General features: G+C 34.3%; 12 protein-coding genes and 1 pseudogene. 5 read left to right on the top strand and 8 right to left on the bottom strand.

The genetic code is table 11. From position 1 onward, the window contains the following. The first annotated feature begins 54 nt into the window (after positions 1-54). The 5 genes and pseudogenes from Q9Q97_RS18350 to Q9Q97_RS18330 form a co-directional block, all read left to right on the top strand. Positions 55-1,974 carry a DUF294 nucleotidyltransferase-like domain-containing protein gene (locus tag Q9Q97_RS18350; RefSeq protein WP_306159755.1) on the top strand — a complete coding sequence of 640 codons (1,920 nt, stop codon included), beginning with the start codon at positions 55-57 and terminating at the stop codon, positions 1,972-1,974. Position 1,975: 1 nt separating this feature from the next. Next, entirely contained in the window at positions 1,976-2,611 is a 636-nt protein-coding gene (locus Q9Q97_RS18345) for a PolC-type DNA polymerase III (protein WP_306159753.1), read from the top strand. Positions 2,612-2,767: 156 nt separating this feature from the next. Next, on the top strand, positions 2,768-4,249 hold the full coding sequence (locus Q9Q97_RS18340) for a hypothetical protein (protein ID WP_306159750.1): 1,482 nt from the start codon (positions 2,768-2,770) through the stop codon (positions 4,247-4,249). A gap of 70 nt (positions 4,250-4,319) precedes the next feature. Continuing rightward, positions 4,320-6,104, top strand: a complete 1,785-nt coding sequence (locus Q9Q97_RS18335) for a cytochrome-c peroxidase (RefSeq protein ID WP_306159747.1) — start codon at positions 4,320-4,322, stop codon at positions 6,102-6,104. A gap of 145 nt (positions 6,105-6,249) precedes the next feature. Next, positions 6,250-6,912: pseudogene (locus tag Q9Q97_RS18330) on the top strand (AAA family ATPase); the annotation flags it as partial. 52 nt (positions 6,913-6,964) lie between these two features. On the opposite strand, the gene Q9Q97_RS18325 reads toward Q9Q97_RS18330, so the two are convergent. The 8 genes from Q9Q97_RS18325 to Q9Q97_RS18290 all read right to left on the bottom strand — a co-directional run bounded on the left by Q9Q97_RS18325 (position 6,965) and on the right by Q9Q97_RS18290 (position 17,313). Next, entirely contained in the window at positions 6,965-9,685 is a 2,721-nt protein-coding gene (locus tag Q9Q97_RS18325; RefSeq protein WP_306159745.1) for a DNA gyrase/topoisomerase IV subunit A, read from the bottom strand. Between the two features lie 29 nt (positions 9,686-9,714). After that, the gene (locus Q9Q97_RS18320) at positions 9,715-10,776 is read right to left on the bottom strand and encodes a YhcG family protein (RefSeq protein WP_306159743.1); all 1,062 of its coding nucleotides are present in this window, start codon (positions 10,774-10,776) and stop codon (positions 9,715-9,717) included. A 20-nt stretch (positions 10,777-10,796) separates the two neighbouring features. Next, positions 10,797-12,665: a DNA topoisomerase IV subunit B gene (locus Q9Q97_RS18315; protein WP_306159741.1), complete on the bottom strand. Its 1,869-nt coding sequence runs from the start codon at positions 12,663-12,665 to the stop codon at positions 10,797-10,799. A gap of 164 nt (positions 12,666-12,829) precedes the next feature. Then, positions 12,830-14,005: a nicotinate phosphoribosyltransferase gene (pncB, locus tag Q9Q97_RS18310; protein ID WP_306159739.1), complete on the bottom strand. Its 1,176-nt coding sequence runs from the start codon at positions 14,003-14,005 to the stop codon at positions 12,830-12,832. Positions 14,006-14,081: 76 nt separating this feature from the next. Then, positions 14,082-15,059 carry a transglutaminase domain-containing protein gene (locus Q9Q97_RS18305; RefSeq protein ID WP_306159737.1) on the bottom strand — a complete coding sequence of 326 codons (978 nt, stop codon included), beginning with the start codon at positions 15,057-15,059 and terminating at the stop codon, positions 14,082-14,084. Beyond that, complete coding sequence (locus Q9Q97_RS18300; RefSeq protein WP_306159735.1) at positions 15,060-15,584, bottom strand: NADPH-dependent FMN reductase; 525 nt, start codon at positions 15,582-15,584, stop codon at positions 15,060-15,062. Further along, complete coding sequence (locus Q9Q97_RS18295) at positions 15,581-16,540, bottom strand: YihY/virulence factor BrkB family protein (protein WP_306159733.1); 960 nt, start codon at positions 16,538-16,540, stop codon at positions 15,581-15,583. The genes Q9Q97_RS18300 and Q9Q97_RS18295 overlap by 4 nt, the downstream gene beginning before the upstream one ends. Before the next feature lie 74 nt (positions 16,541-16,614). Continuing rightward, positions 16,615-17,313 carry a hypothetical protein gene (locus Q9Q97_RS18290; protein WP_306159731.1) on the bottom strand — a complete coding sequence of 233 codons (699 nt, stop codon included), beginning with the start codon at positions 17,311-17,313 and terminating at the stop codon, positions 16,615-16,617. Positions 17,314-17,318 lie beyond the last annotated feature (5 nt).

The raw sequence follows: 17,318 nt of genomic DNA, 5'->3' as shown, positions 1-17,318 counted from the left end.
TTCTTTTACATTTCTGTTTTAAATAGTATTTTAGAACTCTAATCTAACTGACCAATGAAAAATACGATTTCGCAAAGAGTTGCTGACTTCTTAAAGAATTATCCGCCTTTTAATTTTCTTCATCAAAGAGAACTGGAAAAGCTTTCTGAGCAGATTTCTATTATTTACAAAGAAAAAGACAGTGTAATTTTTGCTGAAAATGATAAAACGCACGATTCGTTTTATGTGGTTCATAAAGGTGCGGTTGCCTTGAAAAAAAGTACTAAAAACACTGTTTTAGACATGTGCGATGAAGGAGATATTTTTGGATTGCGTCCGCTTTTGGCGCAGGAAAATTATATTATGGAAGCTGTAGCGCACGAAGAGAGTATTTTGTACGCGATTCCGATTGCGGTTTTTAAACCTTATGCGCTTGAAAACAGAAATATTGGAAATTTCCTTATTGAAAGTTATGCTTCAAACACCCGAAATCCGTATTCAGATATTCATAAAGATAAATTGTACGGTGATGGTATTTTAGATGAAAATCTGCATTCGAGTAATCATTCTTTTGATCTCGCGCCTATCAAATATTCAAAGAAAATTGTAACCTGCAGTCCGTCAACAACGGTAAAAGAGGTTGCAAAAATAATGAGCAAGAAAAAAGTCGGTGCTATTCTGATTGTAGACGAAATGCTTCCTATTGGTATTCTGACGGATAAAGATCTTCGAAATAAAATTGTGACCGGAGATTTTCCAATTACAACAACGGCAGAAACGATAATGACAAAACCGGTTATTACGTATTCTAAAAAAATGACGGTTACCGAGGCGCAAATGGCGATGATGAAAAGTGATATCAGCCATTTATGCTTAACAAAAGACGGAACCGTAAATACAAAAGCGGTTGGAATTTTATCCAAACATGACGTCATGGTCGCTCTTGGAAATAATCCTGCTGTTTTGATTAAAGCTTTGAAAAGAGCTAAAAAAATCAAGGAAATAAAGCCTATTCGCAATCGAATTATGCAGCTGTTGCAAGGTTATCTGGATCAAAATATCCCGATGACTTTGATTACCAAAATCATTACCGAACTTAACGAAGCCTGCACAACGCGAGTAATCGAAATCTGCATTGATAAAATGAGTAGTCCACCGCCCGTAAAATTTGCTTGGCTGGCCATGGGAAGCCAGGGACGAGGCGAACAAATGCTTCATACCGATCAGGACAATGCTATTGTATACGAAAATGTAAATGAGGTTTTTAGAGATGAAACCAGAGTTTATTTTTCAAAATTTGCTGGATTAGTCAATAAAGGCCTTTTCGAAATTGGCTACGATTACTGCCCTGCAGACATGATGGCTTCGAGCCCAAAATGGTGTATGAGTTTGGATGAATGGAAAAATCAGGTGCGTCATTGGATTACCAATCCGGGTAAAAATGAGGTTCTGCTATCGTTTATTTTCTTTGATTACAGCGTGACTTATGGCGATACAGAAGTGGCAAGCCAATTATCTGATTACATTTTTGAAACCATAAAAGCAAATCCGATTTTTTATATGCATTTGGTGAGCGGTGCGCTTCAAAGCCCATCTCCTACTGGTTTCTTTAGACAATTTTTGGTTGAACAAGACGGTGCCAACAAAGATAATTTTGATATTAAAAGACGTGCTTTAATGCCTCTGACAGATGCTGCTCGTGTACTTATTTTATCGCATTCGGTAAAAGGAATTAGCAACACGGCTGAACGTTTTGAAAAACTGGCGGAATTAGAACCGAACAACAGAGAGTTGTATTTATCTTGTTCGTATTCGTTTAAAGCTTTATTGAAATTCAGAACAAAACAGGGTCTTTTGCATCATGATTCGGGTCAGTTTATAGAATTGGAATCGTTGACCAAAATGGAAAAAATCAAACTGAAACGTACTTTTAAAACCATTAAAGAACTTCAGGAACTTATTTCGGTGCGTTTTAATATTTCAAATTTGGTATAATATGAGTTTATTCAATTTTTGGAAAAAAGAGGAAATCAATCTGTTCGATGAAAATATTACGATTGAAGAAACTCCGTTTGTGGTTTTAGATACCGAAACTACAGGCTTTGATTACGACAACGACCGTATTTTATGTATTGGCGCACTGGTACTTCAAAACGGAATTATTTCGGTTCAAGAAAGTTTTGAGGTTTATATAGAACAAGATCATTATGATAAAAGTACGGCTCAGATTCATGGAATCCTGAAAGCTTTTGTTATTCAACGTCCGACAGAATTGGAAGCTTTACAGCAATTTCTAGATTTTTTAGGCGATGCTATAATTATTGCGCATCACACTATTTTTGATGTAACAATGATTAACAAGGCTCTAGAACGTAATGGTCTGCCGCAGTTAACCAATAAAACTTTAGATACGGCTTATTTGTACAAAAAGACTTTAATTCAATCGCATTTGTTTGAAAGAAAAGATCATTATACGCTAGACGATCTTGCCGACAAATTTGATATTTCTAAGAAGGATCGTCATACTGCTTTGGGCGATGCATACATAACTGCCATAGCTTTTCTGAAAATCATCAAGAAATTAAAAGAAAAAAGAGCAACCAATCTAAATCAGCTTTTTAAACCGCTTTAAGTTTTTTTTATGACTATTAAATTTACATTTAGATGTTATAATTTACCTTTTAGTAATACATGACTTATAAAAATTAGCAAAAAGAAAAAATAGGCATAACATGTATTTTGTTTTGTATAGATAGTTTTGATCTAATCAAAAAAACAAAAAACAATTATGAAAGCTAACTTTTTAAAATCTATTGCCGTGCTTGGAATTGCAGGATTTACCGCAATAAGCTGTAATGACGACGACAAGAAAGACGGATCAAATGGTGTTAACGCAAACATCGATTTTACTTCACATTCAAAAGTTCCTGCTTTTGTTTATCCGATGACTGGATTTGAAAATCTAAAAATCAGTACGCTAATCGCGAGTTCAGATGTATTGCCACAATCTCCTTCTTTTGTTTACGGAGCGCAGCCAGACGGTGCTGGATTAATGAAAGATCCAAACGGAGACGGTTATATCATGATTACAAATCACGAGATTCTACAGTCTGTTTCTAGAGTTTATTTAGACAAAACTTTTAAACCTGTAAAAGGTGATTATATCGTTGACGGTGTTGGAGGTTTAACTCGTTTATGTTCTGCAACTTTGGCAACTCCAGAAATCCACGGATTTGGACCAATCTTTTTAACTGCAGGAGAAAGCGGTCAGGAAAGTATGGTTCACGGAATCAATCCGCTAGGACAATCTTCTGACAAAGCAAGAACTGACAGAGTTTTACCAGCTTTAGGAAAAGCTAGTATGGAAAATGCTGTTCCGCTTACAAAAGAGGCTTATCCAGGAAAAACTGTTATTTTAATTGGAGAAGATCAGTCGTATGCAACTTCTCACGCAAGTGCAGGTCAGGTGATTATGTACGTAAGTACGGTTGGTGATTTGTCAAACGGAAAATTATATGCTTTAAAGAGAACAGACGGAAATCAAGTTGAAACGTCTATGACTTTAAACAACTCATATCCAGTAGAGTTTGTTGAAATTCCAAATGCTAAAAACTTAACTGGAGCTGTAATCAATACAACCGTTAATGACTTAAAAGCAATCCGTTTTTCTAGAGTTGAAGACGTAGATTACAGAAAAGGAAGTGCAAGTAATAACAGAGAAGTATACTTTACTGCAACAGGTCAGGCAACAAACAATGCTCCTGTAGAAGGCTACACGATGTGGGGAAGAGTTTATAAACTGAAATTGGATGCTACAAATCCGTTAAAAGGAACTCTTGAACTAGCTGTTGAAGGCGACAGTACTCCTGGAACTGGAATTATCAATCCTGATAACTTATGTGTAACTGAAAACTTCGTTTACATTCAAGAAGACGGTGATAGTTATTATGCTGATGCAAAACACGATTCATATATCTGGCAATACAACATTGCTACGAAACAAAACAAAGCTTGGTTAAATATGAACCACAAAAGAACGGATCCAACTTGGAATACGCTTTACAACCAAACAGGTGAAATGAGATTTGGAAGCTGGGAGTTTGGCGCTATGGAAGACATCTCTGACATCATAGGTGTTCCAGATACTTTTACCGTAAACGTTCACCCGCACACATGGCAGAGCGATGCATTCAAAAATGCAGACGGATCAGGAACTCAAACTAACAAAGAAGGCGGACAAACTGTAATTATTAGAAACGTACAACGATAATAATTACTTCCATAATTTATTGACAACCCTTATTTTTTTCAATAAGGGTTGTTTCTATTAAAATATCATTATGAAATTAAAGCACTTTCCTTTTCTGTTTTTAGCACTTTGCTTCTTCTTTTCGTGTCAGAAAAATGAAACTTCAAAAACCACAATCAAACAGAATCTTCTTATTGATTTAAATAAATTGAATAATGAAATCGTACAATTTCAGAAGCTTGTAAATGATAATGCAGCTCCAAAAGAAATTGTCGAACAATTTAAAAAGTCCCGTTTATTTTATAAAAAAGTTGAATGGGCGATTGAATATTTTATTCCCGAAACGGGCCGTTTTATGAATGGTCCAGCTTTGGACGAAATGGAACTGGAAGAAAACAGATCTTTTGAACCACATGGTTTTCAAGTTATTGAAGAAATGATTTATCCCGAATATAAAATTGAAGACAAAGAAAATGTGATTCGTGAGCTGAATATTTTTCAATCGAATATCAAGCAGTTAAATAGTAATTTTGAAGCTATCACAATAAGTGATGATTATGTTCTGGACGCTCTTGAACAAAATGTTTTTAGAGTAATTGCATTAGGAATTACAGGTTTTGACAGTCCCGTTCTGCAATCTTCTATTCCTGAAGCGGGAGAGAGTTTACTTTCGATTTTAGAGCCTCTTGAAACAATTAATTCCAACAATAAAGGTTTGGTTGATTTAAAGAAGCTAACAGCAAAAGCAAAGCAATATTGCCAAGAAAACAACAATTTCAATGCTTTTGACAGAGCTTTTTTTATAACGGAATATTTAAATCCGATCTCTAAAAAAATTAAAGCTTTTCAGAAAGAAGAGAATATTAAAAACGTAAATAAAACCAGTCCGTTAAAACAAGATATCGAAACTTTATTCGACAAAAATGCTTTTGATGTAAACGCTTTTGTGCTATCTAAAGATTACAATTTTACAGCTGATAAAGCAAAATTGGGTGAAAAGCTTTTTTACGATAACAGTTTATCAAAAGATAATAACAGAAGCTGTGCTACCTGCCATAATCCAGAAAAAGCTTTTACAGACGGATTAAAAACGAATGTTTCGCTAACAGGATCAAACTTAGCGAGAAATACTCCTACCCTTACTTACGCTTCTTTACAGAATGCGCAATTTTGGGATATGCGACAATTAGATCTGGAAAAACAAAGTGTTGATGTAATTCAAAATAAAGATGAAATGCATGGTTCTATGGACGATATTCACGCTAAAATTCTTTTGAATACAGCATATATCAATCTGTTCAAAAAGGCTTATCCAAAAACTCAAAAACCAGAAGCATGGCAGATTCAAAATGCAATCGCTAGCTATGTAAGGTCTTTAAATGCTTTCGATTCTCGATTTGATGAATATATGAGAGGAAATAAAAACAGCTTGACAAAAGAGGAAATAAATGGAATGAACCTTTTTATGGGGAAAGCAAAATGTGCCACTTGCCACTTTACACCTTTGTTTAACGGAACTGTTCCGCCGAGTTATTCCAAAAGCGAACACGAAGTTATTGGTACACCGCAAGATGTTTCAGGTAAAAAATTAAGCTCAGATCAAGGGCGCTATTTATACAACAAAATGCCTCAGTTAGTTGGCGCTTTTAAAACTCCAACAGTTAGAAATGCAGCGGTTACGGCTCCATACATGCACAACGGCGTTTTCAAAACTCTAGAAGAAGTAGTTGATTTCTATAACAAAGGAGGCGGACAAGGTTTAGGTTATGAAGTCGAAAACCAGACACTTCCTTTTGATGAATTGAAACTAACCAAAAATGAAGAAAAAGCCCTTGTCGCTTTTATGAAAACTTTGACTGATAAGAAATACCAGTAAAACCAAAATAAATCCAAAACGATAAAAACGCCGAAAACAGACAGTTTCCGGCGTTTTTTATTTAATTTACAAACATTCGATACGGAAAAACATTCGACGATCTATTTTTTAAGTTTTTCATAAAGCTGTCGCAGAGATAATTCCACTCTACGGTGCTCCTCCTGGATATGTGGGCTATGAAGAAGGCGGATTATTAGTAAACAAAATTCGACAAAAGCCTTACTCTATAGTTCTCTTTGACGAAATTGAAAAAGCACATCCTTCTGTTTTTGATGTTTTTCTACAAATTATGGACGAAGGAAAGCTGCATGATAGATTAGGAAAGGAAGGTGATTTTTCTAATGCCATTATTCTTTTTACCTCAAATATCGGTTCTGATCATATTATTCAAACTTTTGGTAAAGGTGAAATTCCGAATTCAAGTTCTTTAATGGATATTATGGGTAATTATTTTAGACCTGAATTTTTAGGACGACTGACAGAAATTGTACCTTTTGCGCCTATCAGTAAGGAAAATGCTTTGGCGATACTTGATATTCATCTTAAAAAAGAATTCACTGATTTATTAAAGAATATCAATATAAAAGTTGAAATTCCAGTAGAATCTAAACTTTATCTTGCTGAAAATGGCTACAATGCTAAGTATGGTGCAAGACCTATTAAAAGTATTATTCGAAGCCATTTAAGAAGACCTTTGGCAAAAAAAATAATTTCTGGTGAAGTCCAAGATGGCGATACCATTAAAGTGATTATAGAAAATAATGAAGTAAAATGGGTTAAGGAAGAAATAATTTCTGCAGAGAAATAAATTTTTATAGATAAAAAAACCGCTGAAAAACTAATTTCAGCGGTTTTCATTTTTATTCTAAAACCAATCCTATTTGTCCATCGTCATCAAGCTCCGTTTCAACCGAATCATCTTCTGATAGTTCTGGTTTTTCTGGAACTTCTTCCACAGGTTCTTCGTATGGAAGGGGATCTAATAAATTAACTTGTTTCAATTTCTCTGTTGTCAATTGATTTCCAAGAGCTTTAAAACCTTTTACGGCTATAAAGTCCTCCACATCTATATGAAGGTCGTCTTTTTGAACTCCTTTTACTTTTGCAAAAACTAATTGCGCTACCGGACGATAATCTGTAGAAACAATCTCTAATTGAGAATTTGGATGGTCTGTAATAAAGCTTTCCTCCTTACCTTCATTTTCTACAAGAAAACGTTTTAAGAAATAACGTTCTTTTTCACCATCATAATAAATGGCAGAAATTGGTTTCTTTGGCTTCCATTTTTCCAAAACAATCATATCTTCCTCAAAATGAGTAGATAATTCTGGAATAATAACTTTTAGTTTTCCAGATTGACTGATTACCAAAATTTTATCGCTTGGTTTAAATTCGCCTAACAATTCTCCTCTTGCATCTACATTTAGACGTTTTACTGTATCATCAAACCAAACTTTTCTTGGCAATAAAGTGGAAATTCCTTTTTCTTTCAATTCGATTTTCTTGATCGGATATTTGGTTACCAAATTTCCTTTCGAACCACGACCTTTAATTGCTAAAGCAGCAAAGTCAATATCAAATTTTAATTTCTTAATAGTTCCGATCTGACGCAGCAATATTGTTACAACCTCAGCTTCTCCGTTTGGATTATGTGAAAAATAAACCACTTGAGAACCTTTAGTACCATTCGTTAAATCATACGCTTTATCTCTGGTAACTCCAGTAACATTGAAACGTTTGATGTAAGATGGGCCCGATTTTCCATCACGATAAATCATATTGTAAATGGTTCGTTTATCATTCTTATCAAATACAGCGACATGAATAATATCTTTACCTACAAAAGTTTTGGCATCAACTTTTGTAATCATCATGGTACCATCACGCAGAAACACAATTACGTCATCAATATCAGAACAATCTCCTACATATTCGTCTTTCTTTAAACTCGTTCCAACGAAACCTTCATCGCGGTTTACGTACAATTTTGTATTTCGCAAAACTACTTTTGTAGCTTCCACGTTATCGAAAACGCGAAGTTCGGTCTGACGCTGACGTCCTTTTCCGTATTTCTCTTTTAATTTGGTAAAATAAGCAATTGCAAAGTCCGTAAGGTGCTCCAAATTGTATTCAACCTCTTTCATTTCTTCTTCCAACCTAGAAATCAATTCATCGGCTTTATCGGAGTCAAAACGAGTGATACGAATCATTGGAATTTGAGTCAATCTTTGCAAATCATCATCGGTAATTTCTCTTACGAATGATTTTTTGAAAGGCTCAAATCTGTCATACAAATATTTGTATAATGATTCTCTGTCTCCGTATAATTTGAAATCGATGTACATTTCTTCACGAATGAAGATTTTCTCCAAAGTAGAGAAATGCCATTTATTTTTTAATTCTTCTAACTGAATTTCTAATTCCTGACGCAGTAAATCAACTGTTCTTTCTGTTGAAATTTTCAACATTTGAGAAACTCCGATAAATAGCGGTTTGTTATCTTCAATAACACATCCTAAAGGCGCTACAGAAGTTTCACAAGCTGTGAAAGCAAAAAGTGCATCGATTGTTTTATCAGGAGAAACACCTGGAAAAAGGTGAATTAAAATTTCAACATCAGCAGCAGTATTATCTTCAATTTTCTTGATTTTGATTTTACCTTTTTCATTGGCTTTCAAAATACTGTCAATCAAAGTCGAAGTATTGGTAGAAAACGGAATCTGCGTAATCACCAATGTATTCTTGTCTAACTGCGAAATTTTAGCACGTACACGCACACGTCCGCCACGCATTCCATCATTATAATTCGAAACGTCGGCAATACCAGCTGTCATAAAATCTGGATAAAGCGTAAACGGTTTTCCTTTTAAGATTTTAATCGAAGCATCAATTAATTCGTTGAAGTTATGAGGCAAAACTTTCGTCGAAAGTCCAACCGCAATACCTTCTGCTCCCTGTGCCAAAAGCAATGGAAATTTAACCGGAAGATTGTTTGGTTCTGCGCGACGTCCGTCATACGAAACTCCCCAATCAGTAATTTTTGGAGAATACAAAACCTCCAGAGCAAACTTAGATAAACGTGCCTCGATATAACGCGAAGCTGCCGCACCGTCGCCTGTTAATATATTTCCCCAGTTTCCCTGGCAGTCAATCAATAAATCTTTTTGACCAATCTGCACCATAGCATCACCGATACTCGCATCTCCGTGTGGGTGATACTGCATGGTGTGTCCAACAACGTTTGCAACTTTATTGTAACGACCATCGTCTAGTTCTTTAAGCGAGTGCATAATACGACGCTGAACCGGTTTAAATCCGTCCTCGATTGCAGGTACAGCACGTTCCAGAATTACGTACGAAGCATAATCCAAGAACCAGTCTTTATACATTCCGGTTACTTTGGTTATAACATCTTCGCCTTCTTCTTCCTGATTTTCGTAAAAATGCTGTCCTTCAAAATGTTTGGCATCTACATCGACAATCTCATCGTCATCTCCATTTTGATTGTCATCAAGCTGGTTTTCGTCCTGACTATTTTCGTCGTCGTTTGGAATTATGTTATCGTCTTCTTCGTCTTTCATTATTTATATTCGAAATTATAAATTTGATGTTATATGTTTTCGATAAGTCTTTTTAAATCAGACTCACTTGGTAAAACCGTTTTATATTTACTGGCAAAAATCTGTTCATTATCTTCTGGTAAAGTATATCGAACTACTGCTTCACTTTTATTTTGACAAAGAACAATTCCAATCGTTTTGTTTTCGTCCTCCAAACGCATTTCTCTGTCATAATAATTGACATACATTTGCATTTGTCCTAAATCTTGATGCTTTAATTCTCCAATTTTCAGATCAATCAGAACAAAACATTTTAATATTCTGTTGTAAAAAACTAAATCAATTCTAAAATGCTTATCATCAAAAGTAATTCTTTGCTGTCTGCCAACAAAAGTAAAACCGTGACCTAGCTCTAATAGAAAATGCTCCAGTTTGTTGATGATTTCTTCTTCTAATTCTGATTCAGAATATTGATTCAATTCAGGCAATCCTAAAAACTCAAGAATATAGGGATCTTTAATAATGTCTTTTGGCTTTTCTATAATTTGCCCTTTTTCTGAAAGTTTTAAAACACCTTCTTTATCCCGACTTAAAGCTAATCTTGTATAGAGAGCTGTATCGTACTGGCGTTTCAATTCGCGAACACTCCAATTGTGCTTTTCAGATTCTATTTTGTAAAAACGTCTTTCATTATCATCATCAATTCGCATTAAAAAAGTATAATGTGACCATGATAACTTAAAATTTTTATTAAATCTTAGCGGTTGTTCAGCAACCATTGAAAGCTCTTGTGGAACTGAATTATTCAATTTCGTAGACAGTGTCGACGAAATTGAGTATATCTTATAAAACTTTCGCATCCGATCAAGATTTTCAACAGAAAATCCTTTTCCAAACTCTTTCGTCAATTGCTGAGAAAGCCCTTTTAGCAATTGCTTTCCATACTCAGCACGATCTTTTCCATTCTGCTCTTCTTCAACAATAATTCTTCCAATTTCAAAATACGTTATGGTCATGGTTGAATTTACGGTACGCAAAACCTGTTGTCGGGCATTTTGCAATAACTCGGCAACTTGTTGAAAAATAACTTTATTTTGAAGATCGTTTGACACTGTTAATTTTATTTAAAATATTAAGCCTCTTCAAGCTCATCAATCTCCACCTTCAGATTATTGATAATAAAATCCTGTCTGTCTGGCGTGTTTTTCCCCATATAGAAAGACAGCAACTGCTCGATTGACGTATGTTTATCCATCATAACTGGATCAAGGCGAATTGTGTCTCCAATAAAATTTTTGAACTCGTCTGGCGAAATCTCTCCCAAACCTTTAAATCGTGTGATTTCTGGTTTTGGTTTCAGTTTTTCAATCGCGTCTTTTCTTTCTTCTTCAGAATAGCAGTAAATTGTTTCTTTTTTATTTCGAACCCTGAAAAGCGGTGTTTGAAGAATATACAAATGCCCCTCTTTGATTAATTCTGGAAAAAACTGCAAAAAGAACGTAATCAACAGCAAACGAATGTGCATTCCGTCGACATCGGCATCGGTTGCGATTACGATGTTGTTGTAACGTAGTTTTTCTAAACCATCTTCGATATCAAGTGCAGCCTGCAATAAATTGAATTCTTCGTTTTCATACACAATTTTTTTTGTCATTCCGTATGAATTCAAAGGCTTACCACGCAAACTGAAAACGGCTTGTGTATTTACGTCGCGCGACTTCGTGATCGATCCAGAAGCCGAATCTCCCTCGGTAATAAAAAGCGTACTTTCTAAGTTTCTAGGGTTTTTAGTATCAGGAAGATGCGCGCGGCAGTCTCTTAATTTTTTATTGTGCAGATTGGCTTTTTTAGCACGATCTGTTGCCAATTTTCTAATTCCCGATAATTCTTTTCTTTCGCGTTCTGCCTGAAGAATTTTACGCAATAAAGCTTCGGCTGTAGGCGGGTTTTTATGTAAATAATTATCTAATTTGGTTTTGATAAAATCGTTTACAAAAGTACGAACAGAAACTGGTGGCGTTCCGTCATCTGAACCCATGTCGGTAGAACCCAATTTGGTTTTGGTCTGAGACTCAAATACAGGTTCCATCACTTTAATACTAATCGCACTCACGATTGATTTACGAACGTCTGATGCTTCGAAGTTTTTATTGTAAAATTCACGAATCGTTTTTACAACTGCCTCACGATAAGCAGCTAAGTGCGTTCCTCCCTGTGTGGTATTCTGACCGTTTACAAAAGAGTGATATTCTTCGCTGTACTGCGTTTTACTATGCGTTAACGCCACTTCAATATCATGATCTTTCAAGTGAATGATCGGATATTCTAAATCTTCTTCGTTGATTGTTTCTTCTAATAAATCGCGAAGACCGTTTTCTGAATAGTATTTTTCACCATTAAAAATAATCGTCAAACCATTGTTCAAATAACAATAGTTTTTGACCATTTTGATCACATATTCTAAACGGAATTTATAGTTCTTGAAAATAGATTCGTCCGGCGTAAAAGTTACTTTTGTTCCTTTACGTTTTGTCGTATCGATTATATCTTCTTCTAAAACTAAATTTCCAGCAGAAAACTCTGCCCCTTTTTGTTTTTCATCACGAACTGATTCTACACGGAAATAATTCGATAAAGCATTTACTGCTTTTGTTCCGACTCCGTTCAAACCTACAGATTTCTGGAAAGCTTTGGAATCATACTTTCCTCCGGTATTCATTTTCGAAACTACGTCGACTACTTTTCCTAACGGAATTCCACGTCCGTAATCACGAACCGAAACCGTCTTATCTTTTATGGTTATTTCAATAGTTTTTCCGGCACCCATAACGAATTCATCGATACAGTTGTCCATAACCTCTTTTAAAAGAATATAAATACCATCATCCGGTGATGATCCGTCCCCTAATTTCCCGATGTACATACCCGGACGCATACGAATATGTTCCTTCCAATCGAGTGAACGAATATTATCTTCGTTGTATTGATTTTGCTCTAGCATAAATGAATTTAGGATTTTTGGCTAATGTACCATTTATCGGTAAAAAATAAAAGCGTATTTCTTTTTTGTTATGAATAATAACAGTTTAAAATGTATTTAAATTGATTTTAAAATAAAACGGGTGCTAAAATCACGTGAAAATTGCTTTTTCAGCAAAAACAAATCTATTTGATTCCCAACACTTCTTTCGCCAGCGCAATCATTTCGGGCGTTCCCGTATTTTTATTTTTTTCGTCAGACAATTTTACAACTCCTTGCCAATGTGTATTATCGGGTTTTGTATCGGTTAATTTGATCACCATATTCATTGCTGGAAGCTCTACATCATTTGTGAAATTCGTCCCGATTCCGAATGACATTTTTATTTTATCGTGACAGAAATCTACAATCGTTTTTACTTTTTCATAATTGAGCGAATCCGAAAATACAATGGCTTTTGATTTTGGATCAATTCCCATTTTGGTATAGTGAGAAATTACTTTTTGAGCAAATTCAATCGGATCTCCGCTATCGTGGCGAACCCCATCAAAAAGTTTGGAATATTTTTTATCGAATTGATTGAAAAATATTTCGGTAGTATAAGTATCTGTTAAGGCAATTCCAAGATCTCCGCCATAAACCTGCGTCCAATGTTCTAAACTTATCAAATTAGCCATTTTAAAGCCATATTGTGCGGCATGAAACATGAACCACTCATGGGCATGAGTTCCTAACGGACGTTTATTATTGACCATCGCAAAATGTACATTGCTTGTACCAATAAAACTTTGTCCGCCATATGTTTTCAAAGTTTCATTTATTAAATCATGCACTTCATAAGAATGACGTCGTCTAGTACCAAATTCTAAAACTGAAACTCCTAACTTATTATAGTTTTCTATTTTTTCTTTGGTAAGATTTTTAATGGATTCATCATTCAAGCGAATTAAATGATTTGCTTTATAAAACAGCTCCGAAATCAGAGCCATCAAAGGCACTTCCCATAAAATAGTTCTGTACCAGAATCCTTCAACTTTAACGGTAATTTCTGAACCTTCTTGGCTGATTTCTACTTCAGAAGGATCAAAACGATATCCTTGCAGAAAATCTAAATAAGTAGGATCTAAATAAGGGCAATAATGTGCCAGGTAACTTTTTTCTTCTTTTGTTAAACGAAGATCTGCCATGGCGTCAACAGAATGGCGAAGTAATGCCGCAAATCCTTCTGGAAAAATATGCTTACCGCGATTTATAAATCCGTAACGGACTTTTGCTTTTGGAAAAAGTTTTATTACAGCATGCTGCATCGTAAATTTGTAGAAATCATTGTCTAAAATTGATTTCAAAAAAGTAGTTTCCATAGCATTCAAATTCTTTCATTTCCTGCTAAGATACGGCAATTTTGCAAAAGACAAAAATGTAGATTTTCTTAATTTACTACGAAACAATTTTAAAAGAAACCACACTATCAGTATCTATAAAAATAGTGACATAATCTCCAATATTGCTATCAATCAAAATTTGAAACTCTAAGCCTCCTCGCTTCTCTTTTGGATTGAGAACTTTAACTGGCTGGTTCTTTTTATTCAAATAAAAAACCTGATTAGATTTTGAGACATTTTTAATCTCGACAGTAATCTTATCTCCGTTTTTAGCTTCAATTATTCCTGAATTTGGAGTTTTTATTCTATAATCCTTTTCGATTGTTTTGTTATAAATTAAAGGGCCGTTTAAAAAATCACTTTTACTGATTCTTTCTCCTAGAAAAGTTCCTGAATCTGGATAATGTTTCGCAAAGAAATAATCTGGATCGGTGTCAAAATACGCGGGATTAAAATCGTTAACCATACGGCCTTTTCGGCTGTCGTAGTAACCTTGTCCCCAAGTTACATCAACCAAAATCCATTTTCTTCCAATTAAAACGGTATTCCAAGCATGATTAGATGAAGTGTTTTTACGTCCGATATCTCGCAAACTGGTTTTTGAATCACCGCGAATTATTTCACATTTTAAACCGACCGATTCTGCCAAATTCTGATATAAAGCTGTAAATCCTTCACAAACTCCTTTTTGCGATTTAAAAGTTTTTTGAATAAGATTATCATTTAGCTGTTTTATTTTTCTTTGTTTTTCAGCTTCAGAAGAATAACTAAATCCCTGCACTCTTGGCGGATTCAAATAGGCATTATAATCGTATTTTATATTGAAAGCAATCCAGCTGTAAATAGCTCGCGCGCGTTCAGCATCAGAGTCAAAATCCTTTTCGATTCTTTCGGCTAATTTTTCGGTAGTGCTAAAGCTTTTCGGATATTTTGCAACAATTTTATCAACTTCATTTATCTTTTGTGAAAAAGTAAAGTTGAAAGAAATAAAATGAAATAATAGAAGTAAAAATGAAATCTTTTTTTGTGGCATTTAAAAATTTGATTTAATAATATTTCTCAATTCAGAATCTAACTCAACGTTAGAGATCTTATTTTGTTCTGAATCAAAATTCGAGCCAAATGCTGGTAATGAGAAAGTTCCTTTTATTTCAGCTCCGTAACGAGGAAACAGATTTTGAGCAATTCCTAAAACTGATGCTCCGCCTCTTCCTCCTGGAGAAGTTGCTAATAACAACATTGGCTTGTGCTGGAAAACATCTTTTTCGATTCTCGAACTCCAGTCGAAAACATTTTTGAAAGCAACAGAATAATTTCCATTATTTTCTGCCATTGAAACCACTAAAATATCAGCTTCTTTTAATTTGTTTAAAAAAGATTGAGCCACTTCATGCTGACCTACTTCTTTTTCAAGATCTACACTAAAAACCGGCATTGCATAATCATTAAGATCTAAAACTTCAACATCGGCATTTTCAAATAAACTAGATGCGTAAGTTGCTAAACGTTTATTGATTGACTGTTTACTGTTACTTCCTCCAAAAGCTATTATTTTCATGGTTTCTCGTTTGTTAATCTTTGTTGTGTTGATTCTTGTGTTACATTTTCGATCTCGTAAACTTCTTTTGCAATCTCTACTGAGTACTCATTTGGATAAATTTTCCCTCCATATGATTTTGCATAGACTTTCGTAAATTCTGCTCCAAAGTAAAGAATAATTGCCGAATAATAAACCCAAACTAAAATAATGATTACAGATCCTGCAGCACCATAAACTGAAGCAACAGTCGAATTACCCAAATACAAACCAATGGCAAATTTTCCAATCATAAAGAGAATTGCAGTAACTGCAGAACCAATAATAGCATCTTTCCATCTAATTTTTCCGTCTGGCAATGTTCTGAAAATGATAGTAAATAGAAGGGTAATACTAGATAGCACAATTATAATATTGATCACATAAAATAAATAGACTGTACTTTCTGGAAAGTATAATTTTAACCTGGCGCTCATTAAATCTAATATCGTATTAACAAACAAGCTGACTATCATTAAGAAACCTACAGAAGCAATCATTGAAAATGACATTAATCTGTTCTGAATGAATTTCTTAACACCTTTATCTGGCTTTGCACGCAGACCCCAAATAAAATTGATAGAACTCTGAATTTCTGCAAATACCCCTGAGGCTCCAATCAGCAACATAACCACTCCAAATACAGTTGCAAAAACATTGCTTCCTGATAACTCCACATTTTTGATGGCTTCTTGGATTTGCGTTGCAGCTCCATTTCCTACTAGTCCATTTATTTGTCCGTACAATTGTCCTGTTACTGCATCTTCACCAAAGAAAAAACCACAAATAGTGATAACAATTATTAATAAAGGAGGTAAGGCAAAAATGGTATAATAAGATAACGCCGCGCTCAATTTGATTGCATTATCATCGTTAAATTCCAGAAAGGTATTCTTCAATAGAAACCAGGTTTTTGATAGAATAGTTTTGATTCTCATTTTGCTGATTTTAGATATTCACTCAAATTTAAGCATTAATGAGATTTTTTGGATTTTTGGATTTTAGTCGAATTTTATATTTTTTCCATGTTTATTTTAGAGACCATTTTATATTCTGTATCATAGCCTAAATCTTTAATTTTCAATATTTTTTTGAATTCACTTCTTGTTGGCTTAATTAAATAAGAAATTGAGTCAAGCATTTTTCCTTTTATTTTAGTTACAGAATCAAGCTTTTTAAGATCTTTTCTATCATTGAAGTGCTTAAATTTAAGGATATTTTTATCAATTGAAACGAATTGGACATTCCAAAATATTGAATCTTTTCTGCTTAAAATTAATTGTCCATCAATGCGTTTTGCTTTCTCAAAAAGTGAAAATCGGAATAATGTATCTATATTTTTTTGAATTAATTCTACCGAATCCCCTTTAGACAGCATATCATATTTATACTTAGTATCTTTTGCTATCAGTTTACCATCAACAATATCGTATTTCGCTTTTGTAGAGTCTAATGTGAGTTTATGAACTTTGATTTTATTATAATATTCTCGTAAAATTCGATCCTCTTCAATTCTAATAAAAGTAGAATCAGGATTTACATACAATCCTCTAAATTTATTTGGAAATCGATTTAATTCTGAATCATTATCAGGCTGTGGATTATCAAAATAAAAAATCACACATCCTAATACACATTCTGCAGCTGCATCTGCTTTTTTACACGAAGAAATTAATATAATTATTGCTAAAATTAAGACTAACTTTTTCATGGCAA

Source organism: Flavobacterium sp. DG2-3 (genome assembly GCF_030730925.1).
Taxonomy (GTDB): domain Bacteria; phylum Bacteroidota; class Bacteroidia; order Flavobacteriales; family Flavobacteriaceae; genus Flavobacterium.
The sequence above is the reverse complement of the archived record's forward strand: the minus strand, read 5'-3'. Positions and strand labels throughout refer to the sequence as shown.

Excerpts from the sequence above, each read along its gene's own strand:
- Q9Q97_RS18350 (WP_306159755.1), top strand. The coding sequence starts at position 55 with ATGAAAAATACGATTTCGCAAAGAGTTGCTGACTTCTTAAAGAATTAT.
- Q9Q97_RS18345 (WP_306159753.1), top strand. The coding sequence starts at position 1,976 with ATGAGTTTATTCAATTTTTGGAAAAAAGAGGAAATCAATCTGTTCGAT.
- Q9Q97_RS18340 (WP_306159750.1), top strand. The coding sequence starts at position 2,768 with ATGAAAGCTAACTTTTTAAAATCTATTGCCGTGCTTGGAATTGCAGGA.
- Q9Q97_RS18335 (WP_306159747.1), top strand. The coding sequence starts at position 4,320 with ATGAAATTAAAGCACTTTCCTTTTCTGTTTTTAGCACTTTGCTTCTTC.
- Q9Q97_RS18325 (WP_306159745.1), bottom strand. The coding sequence starts at position 9,685 with ATGAAAGACGAAGAAGACGATAACATAATTCCAAACGACGACGAAAAT.
- Q9Q97_RS18315 (WP_306159741.1), bottom strand. The coding sequence starts at position 12,665 with ATGCTAGAGCAAAATCAATACAACGAAGATAATATTCGTTCACTCGAT.
- pncB (WP_306159739.1), bottom strand. The coding sequence starts at position 14,005 with ATGGAAACTACTTTTTTGAAATCAATTTTAGACAATGATTTCTACAAA.
- Q9Q97_RS18305 (WP_306159737.1), bottom strand. The coding sequence starts at position 15,059 with ATGCCACAAAAAAAGATTTCATTTTTACTTCTATTATTTCATTTTATT.
- Q9Q97_RS18300 (WP_306159735.1), bottom strand. The coding sequence starts at position 15,584 with ATGAAAATAATAGCTTTTGGAGGAAGTAACAGTAAACAGTCAATCAAT.
- Q9Q97_RS18295 (WP_306159733.1), bottom strand. The coding sequence starts at position 16,540 with ATGAGAATCAAAACTATTCTATCAAAAACCTGGTTTCTATTGAAGAAT.
- Q9Q97_RS18290 (WP_306159731.1), bottom strand. The coding sequence starts at position 17,313 with ATGAAAAAGTTAGTCTTAATTTTAGCAATAATTATATTAATTTCTTCG.